Genomic DNA, 22,310 nt, shown 5'->3' on the forward strand with positions numbered 1-22,310 from the left:
GAGAAGAAGCAAAATGAAATTTGAGTATTTTAACGGAAGGGAGCCGGCATCAAACTGCTATATGGTAATTCCCAAATGCTTTAATACTGATCCGGAATTGAACAAAATATCTGTGAATGCCAGATATGTGTATGGATTGATGTTGGATAGAATGAAGCTTTCTGCAGTGAACAATCTTGTTGATAAGGATGGAAAGACTTATATCTTCTACGATTGGGAGGATGTTCACGAAGCTACAGGCCTTAGCAAAAATACAGTTTATAAGCTCTTTGATGAACTTGATACAGACAAAGGAATTGGTCTTATTGAACGGGTGAAAATGGGGCAGGGCAGACCATCACGTATTTATGTCATGAGGATTGTTGAAGCTGAGCAAAATGTGAAATCAAATGGACGTGAAAACCAAAACTTGGAAAATGTTCAGAAATTCAAAATTAGGGATTCAAGTAAAAAAGAGAATAATTCTGAATACCAAAAATTGGATATCGATAGTGAAAATAGGGATTCAGGAGTCTCTGATCTTGGTGCTACAGAATACCAAGAATTGGGACGCATTAATAAAAATAATAATAATAAAAATAATTATAATAATAATCTCATCCGTATCTATCCCAGTAACACTATGTCGGTAAAGATTGATGCAATGAGATTGAGTGACGATGAAACAGCTTCAAGACTCTATGTCAGAGAAAACATTGGTACCGACTATCTCTGTGAATGCTTTCCGGCTGATGAGGGAAAAATACGAGGCATTGAGGATTTGCTGGTTGATGTACTGACTTCAAATAGGCCGACTATGAAGGTTGCTGGCGAGGACAGGCCCACAAATATGGTCAAGGGACGGCTTATGAGGCTTACTTCGTCCAAGTTAGAAACTGTCATTGGCAAATGGGGTGAGCTGACAAAACGCCCACACAATTCCAGGGCGTATCTTCTGGCTATGCTCTACAACGTCTCAATAACTGCCGATGCTGAGTTTGAAGCAAAGATCCAAGAGGATCAAGTCAGTAATTTTACAGTAACCAGAGATGATTTTGATGGATTGATGGAGGGATGAAAGATGATGTTATTAAAACTTTTGATGAAAGTAGTACTTTTCCCACTGTTTCTGATCATGTGCTTTATCAAGAGCTGGGTAGGTGTCCTGTCCAAGATAGGTTGCGTGATCTTAGGCCTGTTCTACCTGCTCATGCTGATAATAATCGTGATGTACATTAGCATGAAAATGTGGGATGCAGTGTTTATGGGGGTTGTATTCTCGTTTGCAGCATTTCTTCTGACATTTGGCGCGGTTGCAGTGGGTGTTGCGATAGAGGATATTACAGACAAACTCAGCAATATACTGGCTTCATGACGGAGAGGGGGGAATTGTGATGAACTTATGGGATGTTAAGGGAGTACCGCAAAAAGGTTGGAAATGTGTGGGAGTAATTGATGTTGGGGATGAAAACTCATCCAGTGATGAAATTGAATACGAGCAGTGTGAAATGTGCGGAAATGAGAAGATCCGATATGTGCATATCATGAAGCATGATAATTATTTCAGGGAACTGAGAGTAGGCTGTGTATGCGCAGAGAGGATGTCCGGGGATTATGAGAATCCAAGAAAGGCTGAGAATGCTTTGAAAAACAAGCTTCTTCGAAAGAAGAATTTTCTGAAGAAGCCCTGGAAGTATAATTCGTTAAAGGGCTCATATAGCAAGAAATATAAGGGAACATACATTACTCTTGTGAAAGGGAGATATGATAGTTGGGGGATATATTGTGATAAATACAGGTTATGGCAGGTCAGAGGCCAAAAGATAAAGGACTTCAAAGCTGCAGAAGCTCTGGCATTTGAACTATATGAACTCTGCTATAGGCGGCAGGAGACAATGGCTGCATAAAAGATTATGGCGTATATTCTTTATATGTATATTTTTGTATAGAGCGGTGTGCATTTATTTGCACATCGCTTTTGATAAAATGTGGATATATAAGCGATTGCGGGATGTCGGTTTTTCTAAAACTATTATTAAAATGGTTGGAATTTCAACAATTATTGTTCTGTTAGTAATAAAATAGTATATGTGGGATTATCCGATTTTCAAAATGAGAAAGGGGATAAATACATGGCAAATGATATTGATTTTGGAGCAATGGTTCAGCAAATGAGAGATGCAGGAGTGCGCATTCTTACAGATAAATCTGAACTGGAGCTGTCAGAGGCTTATGTAATCTTGGGAAGCAGATCATCGGTAAGATACCTGCAGGGAGAAGCTGATGGTATAAATGGATATGTTGTTCTGTGTGCTGAGGATGAGGTGGACATGAACCGCTTGTGTTCTGCATTGGATAAGCCATATTATGATACAGACGATGAAAAAAGGCCGTATAAAGTGCCTTTTGAGGTAGAAGAGCTCCAGAAGGTTATAAATATTCTTAAAATGAACTCTCTAAACGTGGCGAGTGTGGAGCGTTCAGTAAATAAAACTGATATAAGATTAACAGCGGAAAAGCATACGAGAGCGAGGATTCCTAAGAAAAGCGCTGAAGAGCGTGGACCTATGAAATGGGTAGTTTCTGCAAATGCAGGATTTGATACGATTCGGGCATTTGGCGAAATGAGAACGTTGGACTGGAAGCAGTATAACTGCAAATTTAAGGTAGATGACATTGTTTATATCTATTTTGGCTTGCCTGATCAAAAGATACGCTTGAAATGTAAAGTTGTAAAAGCTGATTTACCACATACAGAGATAGACGACAGAAAATATATTATTGGTATTGAAGATTATGAGCTTGAGTATGAATATGAGCCTTTTTATGAAACTACTATGCAGCTGACTGTTCTGGCAGAATTTGTAGAATCTGATTTATTTGGATTTGGAGCGTTAGCTGAACATGGAGTAAAAGGCACAATACGTTCTCCAAGGACTATTACAGGTAAAGTACTGGAGTATATTGATTCAATTGATGTTCCGGAAAATATAAAGAATAATTTTGAAGAGTAAATAATAACAGAGGTACTGTCATGGATGAGAAAAAAGAGGCTGCTCGTAAGAAATCTCTTGGAGAATTAGGAGAATTATTTGCTATAAAGGCACTCGTAGATGCTGAGTTTGATAAGATACGAAATCTAAATGATGTTCATATGAATGAAGCATTTGCAGACATTTACTGTGAAAAGGGTGCTAAGAAGTATGTCATTAGCGTGAAAGCCAGGAATAAGTACCAGCTTGACGGGAAACTTAATTCAAGGTATGGACTGGGAACTAATGCATATGAAAAGGCAGCTACCACAGCAAAAAAGTATGATGCTGAACCATATTGGATGGCTATTCAATTTGATGAGCATTCGTATTCGGTATATATGGGGTCTTTGGCTTGCCTTGATGGAGCAAATGCGATTCCAGTGAACAAGTGTGAAGCTGGTACGATTGGAGAAACGCTGGTTCATGATAAGAGACATTATTTTGATTTTGATTTTTATAAAAACAATCAGTGAATTACAGTTATTTATGAGGAAATAATTTATGAAGGAACTACAATTACAAGATATACAAGACAATCTGGTAATTATTAAAATAAACCAGTCATATAGAGTTGGGATGACCGCTCTTGAATTGTATGATGTTACACGAGGATCTTGGAAACGCAAGATTGACAGTGTGAAAGATGCGGAGTATGCGCTTGCTGTCAGTGATAGTAAGGTTGTTGAAGTTTACAGAATTGAGGAATGGCTTCCGTCTGAAGAAGTAATTAGGGAAACCATTCCCTATGATCCTGAAAAGGTTGCAGGAAGGATCACATTCAATGGTGAAGTTGCTGAAGAGGTAATCAGAACAAGATATATTGATTCGTCTGTGAAATCTCTGTTTAAGTGGGGAGAAGCGGATCCTGTAAAAATGATATACAAATACAATCCTGATAGTGAAAGCAGAGGGAAAATTGATATTTTAGATGCTTCACAGAATATAGAGTTTAAGTCGATTTTTGAAGCAATAAATGCCTGTGTAGGTACTAACTATACGGGGTGGATGAAAGCCTGTTATCCTTCCTCCAACGGAGACTTTAAGTTTAGGATGTGGTTTCCTAAGCTTGCAAGAATAAAGGATGGAGAAAAGATTTCGGCTGCGTTTGATTGCATAAATACCATTTCGGATGATTGGAATCAGGTAGTGTTTGAGGACTTAAAACGGAGCCCTGATTATGAAGAAGATCCTGAGAATATCTATAAGGGATATGATCTTATATTTGCTAAGGACGCAGATGGAGGATATCTGTTCAGAGGCGTGTTTGTTTATGATGAGGCTAATAGTAAAGGTAATAGATTTGTTTCTAAGAGAATTGCTACAAAAGTACGCTTGATTGGTGATCCTGCAGAGGATATTGAGCTGTTGGATAGAATTAGCGGAAAGGATATTAACATACCAAGGTCTCCAAAGAGAAAATCTGAAACGTCTGAAGGAATTAGGTATGTCTGCGCTAAATGTGGTTATAAGTTAAAGAAAGCTCCAAGATGTCCTAACTGTGGACAGCTTATTGATTATGGTAATGAATAAAGGGATGGATTATGAGTGAATCTAAAGCATATGAAGTGTTGAAAAATAGCGAAGAGCTACTTCCGGATAAACATGATGGAAGTTATGAGATGATGCGCTTGTTGATAGCTGAGTATGCGCGCTTGGATGATCCAGATGTATGCGACACTGATGATCTTAACGCGATCTATGCTATGGCTATAGGAACGTGGAAGTCTAATATTGAAAAGAAGAAAGATTATATTGATAAGACACATCTTTCTGATGAAGCTAAAGATAGAATGCATCAGGTACTTGATGAAGTGTGGGATAATGCGTGCTTTGACAAATATTCCAACGTTGACAGTGACGCAAAGGGTAATGTTAGTGTTGGAATGTTCGGGACCGCCTTTTTCGTATTTGCGGATACAAGTGGTGATAAGGCAAGAGAGTTTGTGAAGCTGTGTATTGATATATATAAAAAGGATGGGGGAGAGTTTGAGCGAGCAGAAACGCTTCTTTCTCAAGGAATCAAAGGAATGCAGGCAGCTTCTGCGTCAGTCATACTTCATTGTTTGAAGCCATATGTGTTCCCAATAATAAACAATAGAGATAGTAATACAAAGATTTATAAAGATTTAGGATTGGCACTTGAGAAGCCTGAGAGTCTTGTTACGTATATTTCAAATAGCAAAGTAATAGAGAAATTTCGAAATGAGAATTTTTCTTTTAAGAATTACAGAAGGATAGATTTAGTGGCAAACGAATTATTCGGAGAGTTCTGGCCGTCATTAAAGGAATATGATCCTGGAATTACTAAAGAAAAATATAAGGAAATGCTACGGGATCCAGAAGTGACAAATGATGCTAGGCGAGAAGTGATTTATAGATTCTATCAAGCTGGAGGACAGGCTACATGCAAACAACTTGCCAATATGTATGGCAAGACTCCTACATATTACAATTCAAATGCTACTAACCTCGCTAAGAATATCTTAAAGGAAACCAATTGTCCTATCTTACCAAGAGATGAAGAAAATAGCAGATATTGGCCAATATTGTTTGTTGGAAGAAGGACAACAGCAGAGGAAGTAGGCACATATCTGTGGAAGCTGAGAGAACCGCTTAGCGATGCGATTAAAGAACTTATTGATGAGGGCGTAATAGAGGAAAAAAACATGAATGTAAGTGCAAGAAATTCAGTGAAATCACTAAATACAATACTATATGGACCTCCCGGAACAGGAAAGACGTATTCTACAGCAAGCTATGCTGTATCTATTTGCGATGGAAAACCTATTGAAGAACTTGGCGATAGAGATGCTATCATGGCACGGTTCAATGAGCTTAAAGCTGAAAAAAGAATAGTATTTACCACTTTTCATCAATCCTATGGCTACGAAGAGTTTATTGAAGGAATTAAACCCCAACTTGATGGAGAAGATGGTGGAATAGGGTATGAATTAGCTGATGGCGTGTTTAAGGAATTCTGTAATGAAGCACGGGCAATAAAGGTACATACTAACGGCACAGCTCTAATAAAGGAACAGCCAAGAATATGGGGCATGATTCTGGGAGGAACTGGGAAAACAAAACTTAAAGCAGAGTGCTTTTTAAATAATGAGATACGTCTTGGATGGGATGAGGTGAAAGACAGCGATGTTGAAGGTGATTTCTATGGTGATGAAAACGCATCGTGGAATGGTAAACACATGGTTTTTGATTTCAAGAATACCATGGAAAAAGGCGATGTTGTTGTTGTCGAAAAGACCAACAAAAGTATTGATGCAATTGGAGTAGTTACAGGTGATTATGAATATGATGAATCACGAGATCATTATGCTAGAAGCAGAAAGGTGGAGTGGCTTGTTAAAGATATAGATCAGGATATGGTTAGTTTCCTTCCTAAAGGGAGAAAACAGCTGGCAAGATTTTCGCTTTTTGCCTTTGACTATATCGGTATGGACACTATATCTAAGATATTGGACAACTATCTTCAAGAGCCACTGGTTGAAGTGGAAAAAGAAGTTCAGCCGTATGTTTTCATAATTGACGAGATTAACAGAGGCAATATTTCTAAGATTTTTGGAGAACTTATTACTCTTATTGAGGATACAAAGCGAGAAGGTAATTCAGACGCGGCAAGTGCGTTTTTGCCATACTCAGGTGCTGAATTTAGTGTCCCAAGCAATGTGTATATTCTTGGAACAATGAATACAGCTGACAGATCTATAGCATTGCTTGATACAGCACTCCGAAGAAGATTCTCATTTATAGAAATGATGCCTAATGATTCGGTACTTGAAGAAATAAATACAATAAGTGGAGAGACACTGGATGTTTCACGAATGCTTAGGACAATTAATAAGAGGATAGAATTCCTTTATGACAGGGAGCATACAATTGGCCATGCATTCTTTATGGGATTAAAAGATACTCCTACTAAAGAAAAGCTGGCAACGATTTTTGAAAATTCAGTAATTCCTTTACTTCAAGAGTATTTTTATGAGGATTACCAGAAAATTCAGCTTGTACTGGGAGATAATGCAAAGACTGATGATAGCTTGAAGTTTATTGTTAATACAGAAGTGCATCTTGATCAGACATTTAAGGGGAATGTTGAGGAAATCGTAGATGAAAAGCCTATGGAGTATAAGATTAACAAAGACGCATTTACAAATATAGAAGCGTATAGGCAAATAATGTAAATATAGTAGGGCAATACCATGAATAAACCTTTTGAAGTACAAGAATTCGATTCAATTGTCGGAAATAAGGAATTTGAGCATAACAGCAAATATAAATATATGGACGAGGAAGCTTTTGCTGACCTCAATAAGTTCGTGCGCGAATTTACGGCAAATGAAGACAATGCGGATGTTTTGGATTTCATGAAGGTTGGGCTGAAGCGCAACGTTGGAGATGTCATAACCATCAAAAACTATGTTGGTTTGATTCAGATGAAAAATGGCTTTCAGGTTCAGATTTTACCCAAGATTTATTTTGATGAGACAGATGAAGGTAATAAAAGGACGAAGACTATTTTCCTAAATATGCTTAAGAGTATGAAGGATTTTCCTGGCAAGGCTTTCAATACTGCAAGTCTGAAAGTAGACAGGATGAATCTGTATGAGTTGTTTATCAATATGTATCTTCAGGAGGTAAGAAAACTTGTTAAGCATGGATTAAAATCAGCATATGTTGTTGTTGAAGACAATCTAAACTTCTATAAAGGGAAACTCATGGTCAACCAGCATATAAAGGCCAATCTTGCTCATAAAGAGAGATTTTATATGGCCCATGATGAGTTTTTGTTAGATAGACCGGAAAACAGGATAGTTAAGTCTACTTTACTCAAGCTTCAGGGATTAACTGGAAGTGCTGAAAACAGCAAGGAAATTCGCCAAGCTCTTTTGGCTTTTGAGCTTGTTGAGCCTTCAAAGAACTATGATGCTGATTTTGCCAAGATCACAATAGACAGAAATACAAAAGATTATGAATCATTGATGCCGTGGTCGAAAGTGTTTCTGATGAATAAGAGCTTTTCAACCTTCTCAGGCGAAACTACTTCACGCGCGTTACTTTTTCCAATGGAATCAGTATATGAAAGCTATGTCGCGCTGAAAATGAAGAAAGTTTTCGGCTCTGATGGTTGGCATGTTTCAAGTCAGGACAAAGGGAAACATCTTTTTGAGGAACCAAACAAAAAGTTTAAGCTAAGGCCTGACATAGTGATAAAAAAAGATAAAAGAATAATCATTCTGGACACAAAATGGAAAAAGCTTATCCCTGATCCGAGAGTGAATTATGGAATATCCCAGGCGGATATGTATCAGATGTATGCATATTCCAAGAAATATAATACCTCAGAGATATGGCTATTATATCCTCTCAATGCTGATATGAAAGGCAAGGATAATATATATTATCTGGCTAATGATGAAGAGAGTATTGTTACTAGAGTCAACGTGTTTTTTGTTGATGTTGCGAATATAGAGAGCAGCTTGTTGGAGCTTAGGAATCGTATAGGTTGAATCAAAAATGGGAATTACAAAAAGTGATTTCATGAGAGGTGTTCAATGTCCCAAGATGCTTTGGCTGGATAAGCATAAGCCAGGACTAAGAATAATATCTCCAGAAGTACAGAGACGGCTTGACGCAGGAAATGATTTTGGAGACAGAGCTATGGCTATGTTTGGCCCATATGAAGAAATGACGATTCTTAAGCCGGGCACTCAATTTCCAGACACGAAGGCTATGGTGGCAAAGACAGCAGACCACATCTCCAGAGGAACAAAAGTAATATGTGAGGCAGCCTTTTCTTATTACAACAATTACTGTGCGGTTGATATTCTGAGAAAAACTGAAAGTGGGTATGATTTCTATGAAGTGAAGAACTCGCCTGTGGTGAAGGACCAGTTTATCAAAGATACAGGCTTTCAGTACTATATTCTTAAAAAGTCAAAAATAAACGTTGGGAAGATATTTGTAGTAACGCATGGAAATGATGAAGAGAACCCTTTTGTTATCAATGAAGTGAGTGAAGAAGCAAAAGCATATTATAAGTGGATTGATGAAAATATTTGGGAGCTTAACCGAAAGCAAAAAGAAGCAGAAGAACTGATGGTAGAAGTAGGAGAACAGTGCAGTAATCCATATGAATGCTGGTACTATAATTACTGCCACAACCAATGAGGTGACAAACTATGTATGCTACCGGGAATAAGAAAATGCTCAACATGCTCATTCTTGAAATTCTTAGGCATTACACGGATGAGAATCATGCTTTGACACAGCAGGATATCATAAAGCTTTTAGATAAGAATTATGGTATGGCCTGTGACAGGCGCTCTGTTAAAGCAAATGTGCTCTCTCTTAAAGAGCTTGGGTATGATATTGATATGGAAGATGGATATCGGCTTTTAACAAGAGAATTTGATGATGCAGAGCTGAGAATCCTTATTGATAGTGTACTTTTCTCAAAGTCAATTTCTACTAAGCAGGCAAAAGATTTGATTAATAAGATCCAGGGACTTGCTAGCAACTACTTTAATGCAAAAGTATCTCATGTTAGTAATCTTCCAGAGCTTAATAGGACAATAAATAAGCAAGCTATGTATGGCCTTGATACGCTTAATGATGCGATTGCATCTAAGCATCAAGTGAGTTTTATGTACAACGATGTTGGAACAGACTTTAAGCTTCATCCTCGTTGGAATATGCATTACATAGTGAATCCTTATCAGATTGTTGCGTGCAATGGCAGATTCTATTTGATTGGAAACTATGATAAGTACGATAATGTTTCGCATTTTAGAATAGATAAGATGACAGATGTGAAGGAGCTTGACACAAAAATCAAGCCTATGAAGAAGGTTGAAGGGCTTGAACATGGGCTTAATCTACCAAAACACATGGCAGAACATGTATATATGTTCAGTGGTCCTGCAGTAGCTGTTAAGATTGAGACCATAGCAGGGATGTTTACGGATATTGTCGACTGGTTTGGAACAGATGTAAAAGTGCTTGAAGAAGATGAGGATAAGTTAGTTGTTAGAGTAAACTGCAATGAAGAGGCTATGAGATATTGGGCTATGCAGTATGGGACTTGCGTTGAAGTGCTTGAACCCGAATCGCTGCGAAATCAGATTATTGCTGACATAAAGGACATGCAAAAAAGGTATAGCGACTGATTGTATCAAGTATATCAGGCTTTATTAACATGTACAAAATAATGAACATCACTTTTGATATTGTAATGATACCAAAAGTGATGTTTTTTTGAGCTTTTTTTGGAAAAGAAGTAAGCCATTAAGGAGGGATAAGAACAATGGCAGAATGTTATGAGGCAGCGGGCGCTGTTGCAAAAAGAGTACTGGAGTCAATAAAGAGTTATCGAGATGGAGATTACAAAGATCAATATGTGATTCGGACAGGATATCAACAGATTGACGATATTATTGGCGGTTTCCATTCTGGAGAACTGGCAGTAATTGCTGGTCGTCCTTCAATGGGTAAAACTGCTCTTGCCTTGAATATAGTGAGAAAAATCGCTATTACTGGCGATGGTGCTGTTGGATATATATCACTGGAAGATGGGGAAGATGTTATTTTAGAAAAACTTCTTACCATGGATTCGATGATAGATTTTACAGTTATACGTACAAAAGATTTGTCTGAGAAGAATATGAAAGGACTTGAGGAGAGCGCAGATAGAATAAGTAAGTCAAAAATTTTTATAAGTGATTGCAGAAATGCAGATATCAACTCGGTTTGCTCGGTTTGTGATGCTATGAAAAAAGACAATGATATACAGATTGTATTCATTGATTATGCACAGCTTATAAAGGGAAAAAGCGATGGCTCAAGGGCATTGGAGATGGCAGAAATTCTTGATAATCTAAAAGAGTTGGCGTACAGCTTGCAAATTCCGGTTATTCTCATGTCTCAGCTCTCTCGTGAAGTAGATACACGCATGGACCATAGACCCACAATAACGGACTTTCCTGTGAAAGAAGTTGTTGAGTGCATGGCAGATACCATGTTGTTCCTATATAGGGATGATTACTATAACCGTGAGTCCGATATGAAAGGAATTGCTGAAGTTATAGTAGCCAAGCACTGCAATGATCGTGCGGGAACTGCTAAGTTGGTATGGAATCCAATAAACTACATGTTCTGCTAACTTGGGCTAACTTAGGAATCTTAGGAATCCATGTTCGAAAATATAGGTGTGATTATTGGACAGCTTAGTGATTAAGATATAGGTATCAGATGTAGGAACACCTTAGAGATGAAGGGACAGGAGCGGACTTCATCAGACAATTGTTGGGAACACATAGTTGGGGAGATGGCAGAAGCTGTCTTCCTTTTTGCTCAAATAAAGGAGTTGTCTTATGACTGAGATGCAGGCAAAACAGATCTTAAGAGAATACTATGAGAATGTGTCAGGCGGTGATGGATTCATGGTGGTAGAGGCGCTGGAATACCTGATTGAAACCACGAAAGATCCTAAATATATGCACGAACTGGCTTGGTATTACGCAACCATCAAGCGTGTCGATTTGGAAGAAAAATATCTGTTGATGGCTACGGAATATAACTATGGTATGTCATTCATGGAGCTGGGCTATATATACTACTATGGACAGAATGGTGTAGTTGATTACAAGAAAGCATATCAGAGCTTTAGTAAAGGAGCGAAGCTCTGTGAGGCGCCCGATAAGTATTGGTGCATGTATAAACTGGCTGACTTTTACCACAACGGGTACTATGTCAAGAAAAATGAGGATAAATACCGGAAGATGATAGAGGGATTATATTCCAAGATGCGTTTTCCTAAGTATTTATCAGAACCATTCCCAGAGGTTGTATATCGGCTTGCAAACATTCGTATAGAGGATAAAAAGATATCTGATGCGGTATATCTATTGGAGTGTGGCAAAGAGTTCATGCAGGAACGTCTTAGAGTTGAGCCATTCTGGGGGCATATCGAATTGATGGGATTGATAGTAAATACTCTTTATGGAGTAAGGAACTTTGATTATGACGACATTGTATTTTGGGATCTCTTTTACCTTGTAGACAGACACAAGGATATAAGCTTTAAGTATCAGGGAAATATCTACAAGATTGAAACTGACAACAGCCAGGCAGAAGTGGCTATAAAGTTTGGCGATGTCTGGTATAAATCAAAACAGGATTTCTTCGAGAAAGCCAGAATAGATGAGAAACTGTTGACCGCGATTTATGAGGATTTGTACAAGTTTGAGGTGGCGTGATGGATGAGATGTTCAGAATAAAAAAAGATTCCTATGAAATGTATGAAGAGTTGCTTTTGCAGCGCGATCAGTTAGAACGCGAAGCTTCTTCTATCCGGATTTCTTACATGAAGGAGTTTGGAGAACTGATTACAGAGGACTTTAACCTTAAGGTAGAGTGCATCAAGAAAAAAAAGACGATTGCATACTGTCAGCAAGCAATAAACAGAGGACAGATACTGGATATGCAGGTTATAAATGATGCGATTGCAGAAGATATGGAACTTTATTATATGGAGCTGGCTAAACTTTCCAATGAATGTGAACTAGCTAAAGATGCAAAGGTTTCTTCTTCCAGCAAGGCGGACAGGGCGAAAAAGATATATCGCAGAATTGCCAAAAGAATTCATCCTGATATTTATCCTCAAACAATGGAATATGATGAGCTGATAGATCTTTGGGAAAGGGCTTTTGTGGCTTATCACATGCTTGATGCTGATGAATTAGCTGATATAGAGGTTCTGGTAAATAAGTTCCTAAAGGAAATCGGGGAAGAATCATTTGAAATAGATATTCCTGACATGGAGGAGCGTATCGAAAGGCTTGAGGCAGAGATCAATGAAATTATAACAATAGAGCCGTATATCTATAAGGATATTCTTGAAGATGAGATTGCAGTTGCAGAAAAGAAAAGTGAACTAAAGGCAGAAATCATTGAATATAAGCGGTATTTGGAAGAATTGTCTGAAATACTGAACAATCTGTTGGCGGAAGGAGGCGCTACATTCATATGGAAAATGAACTGACTATTGGAAAAGAAAATGTTTTATCACTTGTAACAAAGAAGGGTGTTGGCGATCTGCTTAAGCCACTTTCAAAGGAAATATTCCTGTTTGATTCTTATGTTGCTGGTACAACGCATCTTAAGGACGAATCAGTCCTTGATGAAATCCAGGCCGGAGATAAGCTGACTCTGCAGCGTGAGAATAATAAGTTTGATGAGAATGCCATTCTGGTACTTACTTCTGAAAAGAAAAAGCTAGGGTATGTCCCAGAGAAGGATAATATTGTTTTTTCAAGACTGATGGATGCAGGAAAGCTTTTGGTAGCAAGGATTACGGGCATAGAGCAGAAAGGCACATTCAGACAGGTAAATATAGGAATATATCTTGTAGATTTCTGATGAGGTTTTAGGAATGAAGGATAATCCGAGAGAAGTACAGATATGGCAGACTATAAGAGGTGAGAGGCCTGATGATATAAACGATACAGGTGAAGAACTTTACTATGCAGGGTGGCAATATGAATATGGAATGAACGGATGCAAAGACTATGGTTTGGCGCTCAAGGCATATGAAATGTCTGTTTCAAAAGGTTATCTAAAAGCTATGACAGCTCTCGGAAATATATATCTAAAGACCGAGGATTATGATCAAGCATATAAGTGGTATCTGGAAGCAGCAATAGCATCGGAAGATAAGGAGGCTGTATTCAACATTGCTCTAATGTATCATGATGGAGATTATCTGAAACAGGACAGGGATAAAGCGCTGCGGATGTTCGAACATGCTTATGAAATGGGATGTGAGAGAGCCTCTTACTATCTTGGAATGTATTATGAGAATGGTATAGGCGTTTCAATAGATCAGCGCAAAGCGCTTGAATACTATATGGTGGGGGCTGATAAGTATGAAGAAGACTGTAGGGATGCGGTCAAGCGATTGAAAGGTGATGCCTATGGAAATCTTAGGAAATGAATTCGATATTATGGAGCTTATTAAAGAAGCTGAGAAAGGGGACAGTAGTGCGGTTGAAGCACTGACAATGGCCAGAGCTTTAAGTGATGAGCTGTCTTCTAATGCTGATTTTGAAAAGCTACTGCATAAATATTATAAGAGAATGGCGGCACGAGGGGACGGTAATGCACTTTTATATATTGCGCAGGATTATGAGAGAGGAAAGACTGTTCCTCAAAACATTCATAAGGCAATAGAGTACTGCGAGCTTGCAGTAGGACGTGGCAAAAGAACTGGTTATGAATTTATAGCTGAAATGTATATGAATGGAAAAAGTCTGCCAGTAAATTATAAAAAAGCTTATAAATATCTGATGAAATCTCTTTATTTTAAGGGGGAGAGAGGCAGCTTGACTTCAGATATTGGGTACTATCTGCTGGCAGAGCTGTACTTTTTTGGCCTATATGTGAATAAGGATCTTGAGCTGGCCAAGGAATACTATTCAGAAGTGGTGGCAATGGGATTTGATTATGGCGAGTCGTATTATTGGTGTTCTAACTACAGGATTGGACAGATTTATGAGCAGTTGGGAGATGACGTTAATGCGGAAAAGTACAAGAACAGAGGAATGGAGTTTTATAACTGGGAAGATGATTTGGACAGTGTTGCTATCGAAGATCTGTTGACCAGATATCCTTGAGATATTGAATGAGGGCTGTTTTATGTGGACAGGAAAAAAGCTTAATGCGGATTATCCAATACTCTACGAGATAGAAGTGTGCTGTGATACAGAAAAGTGCGATGTTATCAGCCGAAAATATCCAATTGACTACGTTGATGAATGGACTGTAAAGGTTGGAAGCGTTGAGTATTCTAGATTTGATATGGCTGCAGTTAAGGCGGTTAAAGTAACTGATAGGAATAGAATTCATGTAAAGATTATGTACCTTTCAGAAGATCAGACGCAAGAGTGCCTCGGGGATATACATTCATGGATTAAAAGGTATGGTTCTCCGGAAGTGATAGGCATTGCGAGTGGAACTGATTGTTTCAAGGGATTATAAGGTTGGACTATGCTTGAATTAAAAATTGGGAAAAACAGTTGGGAACCTCCAAAGCTTGATGATGAGGAGGTTATGCGGCTCATAATGAAGAAAGTTCCATTGACGAAAGAAAATCATGAGCAGCTGTTGATTCTTAGGGTGAGACCATATGTTGATGTGCTTTATGTGGATTATAATTACCGGGGTGATGAGGGAATAGGCAGAGCTGAACGCTTTGTTTTTCGAGAGAATTATGTGTGGTCATCAGAGCGGGAGCAGTTGTTTGTGGAACTGTGTTTGGATAACGTGAACTGCAGATACAAGTACGGTCTTATTGATGAAATATATGATTATTATAATGAACTGCATCCGGAGTGGAACTTGCGCAGATACTATACGGATTCTATCAGAGTTCTTGACCACATTTATCATTGTATGAGGAAAAACTCGGTAAAAGAGCTTCTTTATAAATGTAATTTGGATATGCTTGCGAAGCACTCAGATGATATCGATGATCTTAATTTGCTGGCTTCAAGCCCTTCAGAAGTATACGATGGTGTGCCAATGAAGATCCTTAGGACGCTTAACTGTGAAGTTGGCGGAGAGATGCTATGTTACGATGAGTATAGAAAATTGTTTAAGGCTCTAGGACGGAGTTATGGTGAAATATACTCTCAGCCATTGAATGATGCTCAGTGCGGATATATAAGGCATTTGCATGAAAGAGAGCTTACACCAAAGGAAATAGGCAGGATATATCTGAGCCGCAGGTCTGAGCTTTCGTATTTGTGGCATCCGAGGCAATTTAGGGATTTCCTATGCAAAGTTCAAGGAACGGAAACATTGTCTGATCTTGCAAAGATAGATCCGCTATACGGTAAGTGCTTAAGGATTGGGGAAGATGACAGCGAGATTTGCGAGATTCAGTTTTACCTACTGCAAGGTCGTGAAACATATAATCATAGTGTACGAGTATCAAACAGAAAGCGTGATTACGATTGGCAGGAACGCAACCACGGCTATGTTGTGAGATATCCGCAAACTATAAATGATTTTTGCAGAGAATCTGTATATATGGGCAACTGTTTATTGGGATATGTGGATGCGTTTATAAATAATGCTACAACCATAATGTTTATGAGAAGAGTCGATGATGTAAATACCCCTTTCATTACCATTGAAATATATGATGGCAAATTGGCTCAGGCTTATCACCGATTTAATGAGGATTGTACGCCGGAGGAGGCTCAGTGGATCAGAGATTATTGCAAGAGACATAACATAGGGCTTGGTCAGTTTGAGTTTAATAGAGAGCTGGATTTGGCAGAGTAGATGGAGAATGGATATGAGTAGACTAAAGGACATGATGTTTGAAGATTACGATGATTTGCCTGAAAAAACTGAGGATATAGAATCAGCTGATGAAGAATACCCCAAAAAGCTCTATGCTGATGGATAAGCGTAATGGCAGAATAGAAGAGTATTGTAAGTCGAATGGTATTTGATGAACATGACGATAAAATACACAATTAATGATTGGAATAGTATAATAATAGGCAGGAGTGGTTATTATGGCTTCTTAGAAGACAATAGATGAACATAAATGGAGGTTTGGCATGGGATTGTTTAGCAGAGCGCCGTCAGCTACTGAAAAGAAAGATATCAATGCGACTATTTCGAGAGTGGGAACTTGTTTTAAACGGTTAGAGTCGGTAGATTCGATAGATAAGTATTTTACTGAGTACGATAAGTTTATAAATGACTATAACACATTACGAACCTATGAAAGGCAAAGAATAAAATTTAAGGTGCCGCTTACTAAAATTTACAATGAGGTTGAGGCCGAAATACCTAGAATAGAAAAGGATGTAGTATCGAGAGGGTATGATAGGATGCAGCGTGATGCTGCAAAAGTGACTACAGAGAAAAGTAAGCAGAATAAGGCTAATAAATTCTTTGATGAACTTGAATATTATTATCCAAGACTGCGCCCTACAACTGTAGAGTATATAAAATCTCTTAAGGCAAATTGTGATTTGATTAAAGTGCAACCGCAAATGAGCGCACCGAGGACTCCTGTGGGGCATCATTTTTGCACACAATGTGGAGCAAAGCTGGAAGAAGGTGCAACTTTCTGTGGCAAATGTGGAACTAAGGTATAAGGAGGAATGCTATGTTCATTTCTTTATCCAAGACAATAGGAAGAGTTGGCGGTTTTAGGATTGGAGTGGGAAAGAGAATAACATCCAAGAATGCATGGTGGATGTTCCTGATACTTGCTGGCGTATATCTGTGCCAATTTTTCTGGTATATGATGGTTGTGATGTTTTGGCTAATGTATGCCATGCTATATGGGATGTGGTGGCTGATGAAAGCTATGGTTAAAGGTATTATTGCACTATTTGCAGGAGGTGCAGTGGTGGCTGGAAAAGCAGCTGAAAAAGCTGTTGAAGCAAAACGCATCAGCGATGCCAATACTATAGATACAGCTCGTATTGGCACGGCCGAAAGGCTTAATACATCGCCAGTATTAAATACTAATACGACATATACGCAGCCTATTACATATGGAGATGCTAATCAAGCTAATACAGCTGCTACAAATACGAAGAAGTTTTGCCCAGAATGTGGCAAACCAATAACTCCAGGAAATAAATTCTGTATAGGATGTGGTAAGCCAGTTTAATGATACGATTTGAAAAGGATGGAAGAAGGGAATGGGCTTATTTGATTTTCTAAAAAGTAATGTGGCTTCTAATATATCGTCGGCCATGGGTAAAAATTCTCCAAACGCATATGTTGATTCAAGTACAATATCACCGGATGAACGACCTTTTTATAAGCCCGACAATTATTATACTTTCTATTCATATCCTGGTACTTCGATGGCGGTGAGGGTTGTTCCGTTTGAAGAGCGAAAACAGACAACATATCCTTCTGCGAGAGGTTTATATGTTGCAGAAATATTGTTACTAGAGTACTGCAATGATGGGAAATATCCTAAGCCTAGCTCAGGGTATCCGGGCTTTTGGTGGTTTAAATATGGTATAAGAGATGTTGGTCATGCTCTAGAGTCTCTTGAAAAACGAGGATTTTTAAGATGGGCTCCTAAATATCATGGGCTGAATAATCTAAAAGCAGAGGAATTAAAAAAGATTTTAGATCAGGCTGGATTGGACACTAAGGGGAAGAAAGCAGATTTAATTGAGAGAATATCGTCTGAGATTCCAGAGGATAGATTGGCGATTCCTGAATATGTTCCCAAATATGAGCTTACTGAGCTTGGAAAAGCTGAATTAAACGACAATGGGTATGTCCCATATATGCACAATCATAACCATCTTACAACAGAGGATGGAAAATTTGGAGAGACATTCACTGTTTGGGATATAAATAAATACTTCCCTGACGGCAACGCCAAGGAATGGAGACATACTGTTGGAATAATTGAAAAGAAACGTTTTGGTGTTGATATGGCCAATGCAACTCCTGCGGAAAAGCCAGATAAAAAAGAAAAGGAGAAAGATTGCTCAGATCAACGTGATGAGATGAGAGCATATCTTGCGCAGCATCAAGGAGAAATAAGTAGGGGAATACAGTCCGGTAGTGATGGCTTTAAAGAAGAGTCACAGGGCCTTGATTATAAAGCAACTGGAAGAGATAAAGAAGCATTAGTTAAGCTTTATGTTGCAATTGGCAAAAGATTTGATGCTCCAGCGTTGTATAGAGAGACTGCTAAACTACTTCGAAAATATGCGATGTACGAAGAAGAATTGTCCGTATTGAATGTGGCTCTTGATGAAATAAAGGTTGAGGGACGACATAAAGAAGAGTTATCTAAACGCAGAGAAAAGGTGCTTGCCTTGATTAGCAAGAATAGCTGATTTTTGAAATGCAGATTGGTATGTTGTATGTGTGGTTCAGGCCACAATCCCATAAGTATCAATAAGCCTCCAGAAGTACGAACCACTTCTCTTTTCCTCATCAACGCTGATGTTGTTTCTGTGCCTCATCTGGTACTCATCATGACCGACAATATAGAGAACGGTATCGTAGAGAGTGCCAAGATCGGTCTGGTAGTGGTATTCCTCTTCGATATGATGCTTGTGGTAAAAGGTATAGCCGCCATATTCATATACAAGCTTCCAGCAGTGACCGGTATTGTTGGATTGAAGCTCCATGCTTTTGCCATCTCTGGATAATACAGTGAAATACTGCTTTTCAGGATCATAGTTGATTTTACCGGATTTGAGGTTGTGCTTTGAAAATGGGACAAAAAATGTGTACTGCATTGACTGCAGATCTTCGAATGTAAACATAGATATTCCTTTCGTGAAAATAGTAATAGTACTTGTGTGTTTGTGTGTAAGTGTGTGGAATGAAGATTATTACGATCGTAATAACCGCGTCTGTGAATTGACGCAGGAACTAATTTACCAAAAGAGAAATCTTATGTAAAGACTTTTTGGAGAAGAAATATTGGATTTTGAAATACTATTTCTAAGGAATCACAAATTCGGTGAAATGAAATTCTACAACCAGAAAATAACATATGATATTACCCTAAAAGTACCCGAATGGACACGAAAAGTACCCGATTAGACACTTTCAGACTCTTTTCATCGTTTTTTAGGCATGATATTATTATAATGCGCCAAGTGATACGGATTACAAAATGAAGTCCGAACCACGAGGCGTTTTTCTTTTGCAAAAGAATACAGTATTGCCCCGGCACTGTGTTGTGACGAATGAGTCATGACCAGTGCTTTTTTCGTGTCAAAAATTATTTGAAAAGAGAGAGGAAAACAACATGGATTTTGAAACATTTAAGGACAATCTGGTAAAGGACGTTAAGGAAGCACTTGATGCAAGAACTGGTGGCGACACACTGGTAGAGACCAGAACAGTAGATAAGATGAATGAGACCTACGATGCGATCACGGTAAAGCCTGAAGACAGCATCATCGGAGTAAATCTTAACGCAACAGCTCTTTACAAGGAGTATGAGGATGGAAGATCTTACGATTCTATTGTAGAGGGAGCTGCTGATGTGGCGGACAACGCTCTTAAGTCCAGACCTGAGTTTGATGTGGATGCATTCAGTGATTACAGCAAGATGAAGGATTCACTTGCCATGGAGGTTGTTTCGAAGGACAGAAACGCAGACCTGCTTGAGACTGTTCCTCATAAGGATATCGAGGACATGTCAGTGGTTTACCGCTTCGTGATCGGAGATACAGCCCAGGGCACAGGAACAATCCTTGTGACAAATCAAATGATCGATAATTACGGAATCACTGCAGACCAGCTTCATGAGGATGCTGTGAAGAATGCTCCTGAGATCAGACCTCTTGTTATCGAGGGCATGGCAGAAGTGCTTGCAAAGCAGATGGGTGTTGAGGACCTGGAGATGCTTGGTCTTAACATTCCACCTGAGCAGGAGCAGATGTTTGTCGCTTCCGTAGAAGGAAATGTTCACGGAGCCGGAGTTCTTGCATATGAGGACTTCATGGATAAGGCTTCTGAAAGAGTGGGTGGGCAGAGCTTCTTCATCTTACCAAGTTCTATCCACGAGCTTCTGATCATTCCTGATAATGGCAACTTCGACCTCAAGAGCCTTGAGAACATGGTGAAAGAGGTAAATGCCACAACTGTGGATCCTGCAGATCAGCTCACAGACAACGTATATCACTACGATGCTCAGGACAAGATTTTTGAGCTTGGTGGGAAGTTTGTAGAGCGCCAGGCTGAAAAGGAAACAAAGATCCACGAAGCTTCAGAGAAGAAATCACTCCTTGGAGACCTTAAGGCAGCTAAGGACGAGGCGGCAAAGACACCTCATAAGGAAGCTGCTGACATTGGAACCAAGACCAAGGGTGAAGCAGCACTCTGATAAAACCATTCCCTAATACGGGGATAGGATAACGGCGCTGGGCTAATGTGCACATTAGGCCTGGCGCTGTTTTAAAGACATTTTCTAAGAACGGGGAGAGAAGAAGATGAGTAAGCATAAAGGAAGAGAACGACAGAAGGCTAAGAAAAGATGGGTTGAGGAAAGGAAAGCGCTGAACAGTGCAAGGCTAAGCTGCAAGGATCTTAATCCGATTCCGCAGGGAGACATTAAACCTCAGAATTGCAGGACTCCCTGTCCTTATGGAAATGGAAGAACATTCTGCTTTCCATGTATGGCTAAGATCATGGATGAGCATAGAGAATCAAGAAAGGCGGCTTAAAAATGGAAGAGCTCAAGATAAAGATAGAACTGGATCCGGTTAATGACAGAATTATCCAGTTCCCCGGCAACAGAAGAGAAATAGAGAGTGATATCAGTAATCCGAAGGCCCTTGTGGTAGGAACAGACGGTAATTTCCGTACAGTGAACACCACGGAGCTTGACAGAATACTGGAGGATCTGGGAGATGATGGTCTGGCATATTCGCTCAGCAAAGATTATGTCATGGTATTTTCGAGCAGGGCTATAGTCCATACGGAGTTTGGAAATTATCTTGTGGGAAGTGCCGTGTTCATGAAAACAGGCAGGGATTCCAGGGTAAAGGAGCTTTCCGAGCTGGATGTAAATGTGATAAGGATGCTGTTTGAGAAATGTCTTGTAAATCTCAACTGCGCTGCAGTCATCTTTAAAGCATTTCCTCTGAATCATGACTATGGTGAAGCTGCGTGAGGTAACTGCCTATGAATAATGGTGAGACTTCAAAAGAAGCTGTAAGGTTTGTGATAAACGTTGCCAGAGTTTCTGGAAGTGGACTCATAAAGGGAATAAAAATCTATATGAGGAACCATGAAAAGAGACACAATGCTCCAAAAGAAGGTAAGCAGACAGTAAAGGAACTCATTAAACAGGGGCAGGGTGCTTCAAGCATGGAAGTAAGCGGTGAGAGCATCGGTACTTTCAAGAAGATTGCAAACAAATACGGAGTGGATTTTGCGATTGTAAAAGACAAGACAGCAGATCCGCCACGTTATATGTGCTTTTTCAAGGCTAAGGATATGGATGCTATTACAGCTGTGGTAAAAGAGTATTCTGCAGAGATTGTGAAAAGAGGACAGAAGAAAGAAAAGCCCAGTCTTGTGCAGCAACTCCGTAAGCTTAAGGAAGAAATTTCAAAGAAGCCCCGCAAGGAAAAAACGAGATTTAAGGAGAAAGTCAGATGAACAGAAAGCTGAAGAAGAAAATTATCCTTAATATCCCGTATGTTGCGGTGGGTCTTTTCTGTACCAACCTTGGCGAAGCATGGAGGATTGCCTGGG

26 protein-coding genes are annotated in these 22,310 nt (G+C 39.1%); 25 read left to right on the forward strand and 1 reads right to left on the reverse strand.

The window, feature by feature from the left end; genetic code table 11:
• Nucleotides 1-13 precede the first annotated feature (13 nt).
• The 21 genes from D6855_RS14180 (at nt 14) to D6855_RS14275 (ending at nt 18,925) form a co-directional block, all read left to right on the forward strand.
• Nucleotides 14-1,057 (forward strand): DUF6017 domain-containing protein, encoded by a 1,044-nt coding sequence (locus tag D6855_RS14180; RefSeq protein ID WP_158589548.1) that lies wholly within the window; start codon nt 14-16, stop codon nt 1,055-1,057.
• Between the two features lie 3 nt (nt 1,058-1,060).
• On the forward strand, nt 1,061-1,354 hold the full coding sequence (locus tag D6855_RS14185; protein ID WP_120742235.1) for a hypothetical protein: 294 nt from the start codon (nt 1,061-1,063) through the stop codon (nt 1,352-1,354).
• Nucleotides 1,355-1,373: 19 nt separating this feature from the next.
• A complete protein-coding gene (locus D6855_RS16720; protein WP_158589549.1) occupies nt 1,374-1,886 on the forward strand; it encodes a hypothetical protein in 513 nt (170 codons plus the stop codon).
• 225 nt (nt 1,887-2,111) lie between these two features.
• Nucleotides 2,112-2,993 carry a hypothetical protein gene (locus D6855_RS14190; protein ID WP_120742237.1) on the forward strand — a complete coding sequence of 294 codons (882 nt, stop codon included), beginning with the start codon at nt 2,112-2,114 and terminating at the stop codon, nt 2,991-2,993.
• Nucleotides 2,994-3,013: 20 nt separating this feature from the next.
• Nucleotides 3,014-3,487, forward strand: a complete 474-nt coding sequence (locus D6855_RS14195; protein ID WP_120742239.1) for a hypothetical protein — start codon at nt 3,014-3,016, stop codon at nt 3,485-3,487.
• A gap of 28 nt (nt 3,488-3,515) precedes the next feature.
• A complete protein-coding gene (locus D6855_RS14200) occupies nt 3,516-4,544 on the forward strand; it encodes a hypothetical protein (RefSeq protein ID WP_120742241.1) in 1,029 nt (342 codons plus the stop codon).
• 11 nt (nt 4,545-4,555) lie between these two features.
• Nucleotides 4,556-7,210 carry an AAA family ATPase gene (locus D6855_RS16965; protein ID WP_120742243.1) on the forward strand — a complete coding sequence of 885 codons (2,655 nt, stop codon included), beginning with the start codon at nt 4,556-4,558 and terminating at the stop codon, nt 7,208-7,210.
• Nucleotides 7,211-7,228: 18 nt separating this feature from the next.
• Nucleotides 7,229-8,536, forward strand: a complete 1,308-nt coding sequence (locus D6855_RS14210; protein ID WP_120742245.1) for an McrC family protein — start codon at nt 7,229-7,231, stop codon at nt 8,534-8,536.
• A 7-nt stretch (nt 8,537-8,543) separates the two neighbouring features.
• Complete coding sequence (locus tag D6855_RS14215; RefSeq protein WP_120742247.1) at nt 8,544-9,197, forward strand: hypothetical protein; 654 nt, start codon at nt 8,544-8,546, stop codon at nt 9,195-9,197.
• Between the two features lie 11 nt (nt 9,198-9,208).
• Nucleotides 9,209-10,195, forward strand: coding sequence for a helix-turn-helix transcriptional regulator (locus D6855_RS14220; protein ID WP_120742249.1), 987 nt, complete (start codon nt 9,209-9,211; stop codon nt 10,193-10,195).
• Nucleotides 10,196-10,332: 137 nt separating this feature from the next.
• A complete protein-coding gene (locus tag D6855_RS14225) occupies nt 10,333-11,187 on the forward strand; it encodes a DnaB-like helicase C-terminal domain-containing protein (protein WP_120742251.1) in 855 nt (284 codons plus the stop codon).
• Between the two features lie 211 nt (nt 11,188-11,398).
• On the forward strand, nt 11,399-12,283 hold the full coding sequence (locus D6855_RS14230; RefSeq protein WP_120742252.1) for a sel1 repeat family protein: 885 nt from the start codon (nt 11,399-11,401) through the stop codon (nt 12,281-12,283).
• Nucleotides 12,283-13,068 carry a hypothetical protein gene (locus D6855_RS14235; protein WP_120742254.1) on the forward strand — a complete coding sequence of 262 codons (786 nt, stop codon included), beginning with the start codon at nt 12,283-12,285 and terminating at the stop codon, nt 13,066-13,068. Before D6855_RS14230 ends, D6855_RS14235 begins: the two co-directional genes overlap by 1 nt.
• Entirely contained in the window at nt 13,053-13,445 is a 393-nt protein-coding gene (locus D6855_RS14240; protein WP_120742256.1) for an HIRAN domain-containing protein, read from the forward strand. Before D6855_RS14235 ends, D6855_RS14240 begins: the two co-directional genes overlap by 16 nt.
• 13 nt (nt 13,446-13,458) lie before the next feature.
• On the forward strand, nt 13,459-14,019 hold the full coding sequence (locus D6855_RS14245) for a tetratricopeptide repeat protein (protein ID WP_120742258.1): 561 nt from the start codon (nt 13,459-13,461) through the stop codon (nt 14,017-14,019).
• Complete coding sequence (locus D6855_RS14250; protein WP_158589550.1) at nt 14,000-14,698, forward strand: tetratricopeptide repeat protein; 699 nt, start codon at nt 14,000-14,002, stop codon at nt 14,696-14,698. Before D6855_RS14245 ends, D6855_RS14250 begins: the two co-directional genes overlap by 20 nt.
• A 22-nt stretch (nt 14,699-14,720) precedes the next feature.
• The gene (locus D6855_RS14255) at nt 14,721-15,062 is read left to right on the forward strand and encodes a hypothetical protein (protein ID WP_120742262.1); all 342 of its coding nucleotides are present in this window, start codon (nt 14,721-14,723) and stop codon (nt 15,060-15,062) included.
• Between the two features lie 9 nt (nt 15,063-15,071).
• Nucleotides 15,072-16,373 carry a PcfJ domain-containing protein gene (locus tag D6855_RS14260; protein ID WP_120742264.1) on the forward strand — a complete coding sequence of 434 codons (1,302 nt, stop codon included), beginning with the start codon at nt 15,072-15,074 and terminating at the stop codon, nt 16,371-16,373.
• Nucleotides 16,374-16,657: 284 nt separating this feature from the next.
• A complete protein-coding gene (locus D6855_RS14265) occupies nt 16,658-17,203 on the forward strand; it encodes a zinc ribbon domain-containing protein (protein WP_120742266.1) in 546 nt (181 codons plus the stop codon).
• Between the two features lie 11 nt (nt 17,204-17,214).
• On the forward strand, nt 17,215-17,727 hold the full coding sequence (locus D6855_RS14270; RefSeq protein WP_120742268.1) for a zinc ribbon domain-containing protein: 513 nt from the start codon (nt 17,215-17,217) through the stop codon (nt 17,725-17,727).
• A gap of 31 nt (nt 17,728-17,758) precedes the next feature.
• Entirely contained in the window at nt 17,759-18,925 is a 1,167-nt protein-coding gene (locus tag D6855_RS14275; protein WP_120742270.1) for an SAP domain-containing protein, read from the forward strand.
• 36 nt (nt 18,926-18,961) lie between these two features.
• Here D6855_RS14275 and D6855_RS14280 read toward each other — a convergent pair whose 3' ends face one another.
• The gene (locus tag D6855_RS14280; protein ID WP_120742272.1) at nt 18,962-19,360 is read right to left on the reverse strand and encodes a hypothetical protein; all 399 of its coding nucleotides are present in this window, start codon (nt 19,358-19,360) and stop codon (nt 18,962-18,964) included.
• 491 nt (nt 19,361-19,851) lie between these two features.
• On the opposite strand from D6855_RS14280, the gene D6855_RS14285 reads away from it, so the two are divergent.
• The 4 genes from D6855_RS14285 to D6855_RS14300 all read left to right on the forward strand — a co-directional run bounded on the left by D6855_RS14285 (nt 19,852) and on the right by D6855_RS14300 (nt 22,214).
• Entirely contained in the window at nt 19,852-20,934 is a 1,083-nt protein-coding gene (locus D6855_RS14285; protein ID WP_120742274.1) for a DUF5688 family protein, read from the forward strand.
• A 106-nt stretch (nt 20,935-21,040) separates the two neighbouring features.
• Nucleotides 21,041-21,274 (forward strand): hypothetical protein, encoded by a 234-nt coding sequence (locus D6855_RS14290; protein WP_120742276.1) that lies wholly within the window; start codon nt 21,041-21,043, stop codon nt 21,272-21,274.
• A 2-nt stretch (nt 21,275-21,276) separates the two neighbouring features.
• Nucleotides 21,277-21,723 carry a hypothetical protein gene (locus D6855_RS14295; RefSeq protein ID WP_120742278.1) on the forward strand — a complete coding sequence of 149 codons (447 nt, stop codon included), beginning with the start codon at nt 21,277-21,279 and terminating at the stop codon, nt 21,721-21,723.
• A gap of 11 nt (nt 21,724-21,734) precedes the next feature.
• The gene (locus D6855_RS14300) at nt 21,735-22,214 is read left to right on the forward strand and encodes a PcfB family protein (RefSeq protein WP_120742280.1); all 480 of its coding nucleotides are present in this window, start codon (nt 21,735-21,737) and stop codon (nt 22,212-22,214) included.
• Nucleotides 22,215-22,310 lie beyond the last annotated feature (96 nt).

Source organism: Butyrivibrio sp. CB08 (genome assembly GCF_003625485.1).
In the GTDB taxonomy this organism is placed as follows: Bacteria; Bacillota; Clostridia; order Lachnospirales; family Lachnospiraceae; genus Butyrivibrio.

Excerpts from the sequence above, each read along its gene's own strand:
- D6855_RS14180 (WP_158589548.1), top strand. The coding sequence starts at position 14 with ATGAAATTTGAGTATTTTAACGGAAGGGAGCCGGCATCAAACTGCTAT.
- D6855_RS14185 (WP_120742235.1), top strand. The coding sequence starts at position 1,061 with ATGATGTTATTAAAACTTTTGATGAAAGTAGTACTTTTCCCACTGTTT.
- D6855_RS16720 (WP_158589549.1), top strand. The coding sequence starts at position 1,374 with ATGAACTTATGGGATGTTAAGGGAGTACCGCAAAAAGGTTGGAAATGT.
- D6855_RS14190 (WP_120742237.1), top strand. The coding sequence starts at position 2,112 with ATGGCAAATGATATTGATTTTGGAGCAATGGTTCAGCAAATGAGAGAT.
- D6855_RS14195 (WP_120742239.1), top strand. The coding sequence starts at position 3,014 with ATGGATGAGAAAAAAGAGGCTGCTCGTAAGAAATCTCTTGGAGAATTA.
- D6855_RS14200 (WP_120742241.1), top strand. The coding sequence starts at position 3,516 with ATGAAGGAACTACAATTACAAGATATACAAGACAATCTGGTAATTATT.
- D6855_RS16965 (WP_120742243.1), top strand. The coding sequence starts at position 4,556 with ATGAGTGAATCTAAAGCATATGAAGTGTTGAAAAATAGCGAAGAGCTA.
- D6855_RS14210 (WP_120742245.1), top strand. The coding sequence starts at position 7,229 with ATGAATAAACCTTTTGAAGTACAAGAATTCGATTCAATTGTCGGAAAT.
- D6855_RS14215 (WP_120742247.1), top strand. The coding sequence starts at position 8,544 with ATGGGAATTACAAAAAGTGATTTCATGAGAGGTGTTCAATGTCCCAAG.
- D6855_RS14220 (WP_120742249.1), top strand. The coding sequence starts at position 9,209 with ATGTATGCTACCGGGAATAAGAAAATGCTCAACATGCTCATTCTTGAA.
- D6855_RS14225 (WP_120742251.1), top strand. The coding sequence starts at position 10,333 with ATGGCAGAATGTTATGAGGCAGCGGGCGCTGTTGCAAAAAGAGTACTG.
- D6855_RS14230 (WP_120742252.1), top strand. The coding sequence starts at position 11,399 with ATGACTGAGATGCAGGCAAAACAGATCTTAAGAGAATACTATGAGAAT.
- D6855_RS14235 (WP_120742254.1), top strand. The coding sequence starts at position 12,283 with ATGGATGAGATGTTCAGAATAAAAAAAGATTCCTATGAAATGTATGAA.
- D6855_RS14240 (WP_120742256.1), top strand. The coding sequence starts at position 13,053 with ATGGAAAATGAACTGACTATTGGAAAAGAAAATGTTTTATCACTTGTA.
- D6855_RS14245 (WP_120742258.1), top strand. The coding sequence starts at position 13,459 with ATGAAGGATAATCCGAGAGAAGTACAGATATGGCAGACTATAAGAGGT.
- D6855_RS14250 (WP_158589550.1), top strand. The coding sequence starts at position 14,000 with ATGGAAATCTTAGGAAATGAATTCGATATTATGGAGCTTATTAAAGAA.
- D6855_RS14255 (WP_120742262.1), top strand. The coding sequence starts at position 14,721 with ATGTGGACAGGAAAAAAGCTTAATGCGGATTATCCAATACTCTACGAG.
- D6855_RS14260 (WP_120742264.1), top strand. The coding sequence starts at position 15,072 with ATGCTTGAATTAAAAATTGGGAAAAACAGTTGGGAACCTCCAAAGCTT.
- D6855_RS14265 (WP_120742266.1), top strand. The coding sequence starts at position 16,658 with ATGGGATTGTTTAGCAGAGCGCCGTCAGCTACTGAAAAGAAAGATATC.
- D6855_RS14270 (WP_120742268.1), top strand. The coding sequence starts at position 17,215 with ATGTTCATTTCTTTATCCAAGACAATAGGAAGAGTTGGCGGTTTTAGG.
- D6855_RS14275 (WP_120742270.1), top strand. The coding sequence starts at position 17,759 with ATGGGCTTATTTGATTTTCTAAAAAGTAATGTGGCTTCTAATATATCG.
- D6855_RS14280 (WP_120742272.1), bottom strand. The coding sequence starts at position 19,360 with ATGTTTACATTCGAAGATCTGCAGTCAATGCAGTACACATTTTTTGTC.
- D6855_RS14285 (WP_120742274.1), top strand. The coding sequence starts at position 19,852 with ATGGATTTTGAAACATTTAAGGACAATCTGGTAAAGGACGTTAAGGAA.
- D6855_RS14290 (WP_120742276.1), top strand. The coding sequence starts at position 21,041 with ATGAGTAAGCATAAAGGAAGAGAACGACAGAAGGCTAAGAAAAGATGG.
- D6855_RS14295 (WP_120742278.1), top strand. The coding sequence starts at position 21,277 with ATGGAAGAGCTCAAGATAAAGATAGAACTGGATCCGGTTAATGACAGA.
- D6855_RS14300 (WP_120742280.1), top strand. The coding sequence starts at position 21,735 with ATGAATAATGGTGAGACTTCAAAAGAAGCTGTAAGGTTTGTGATAAAC.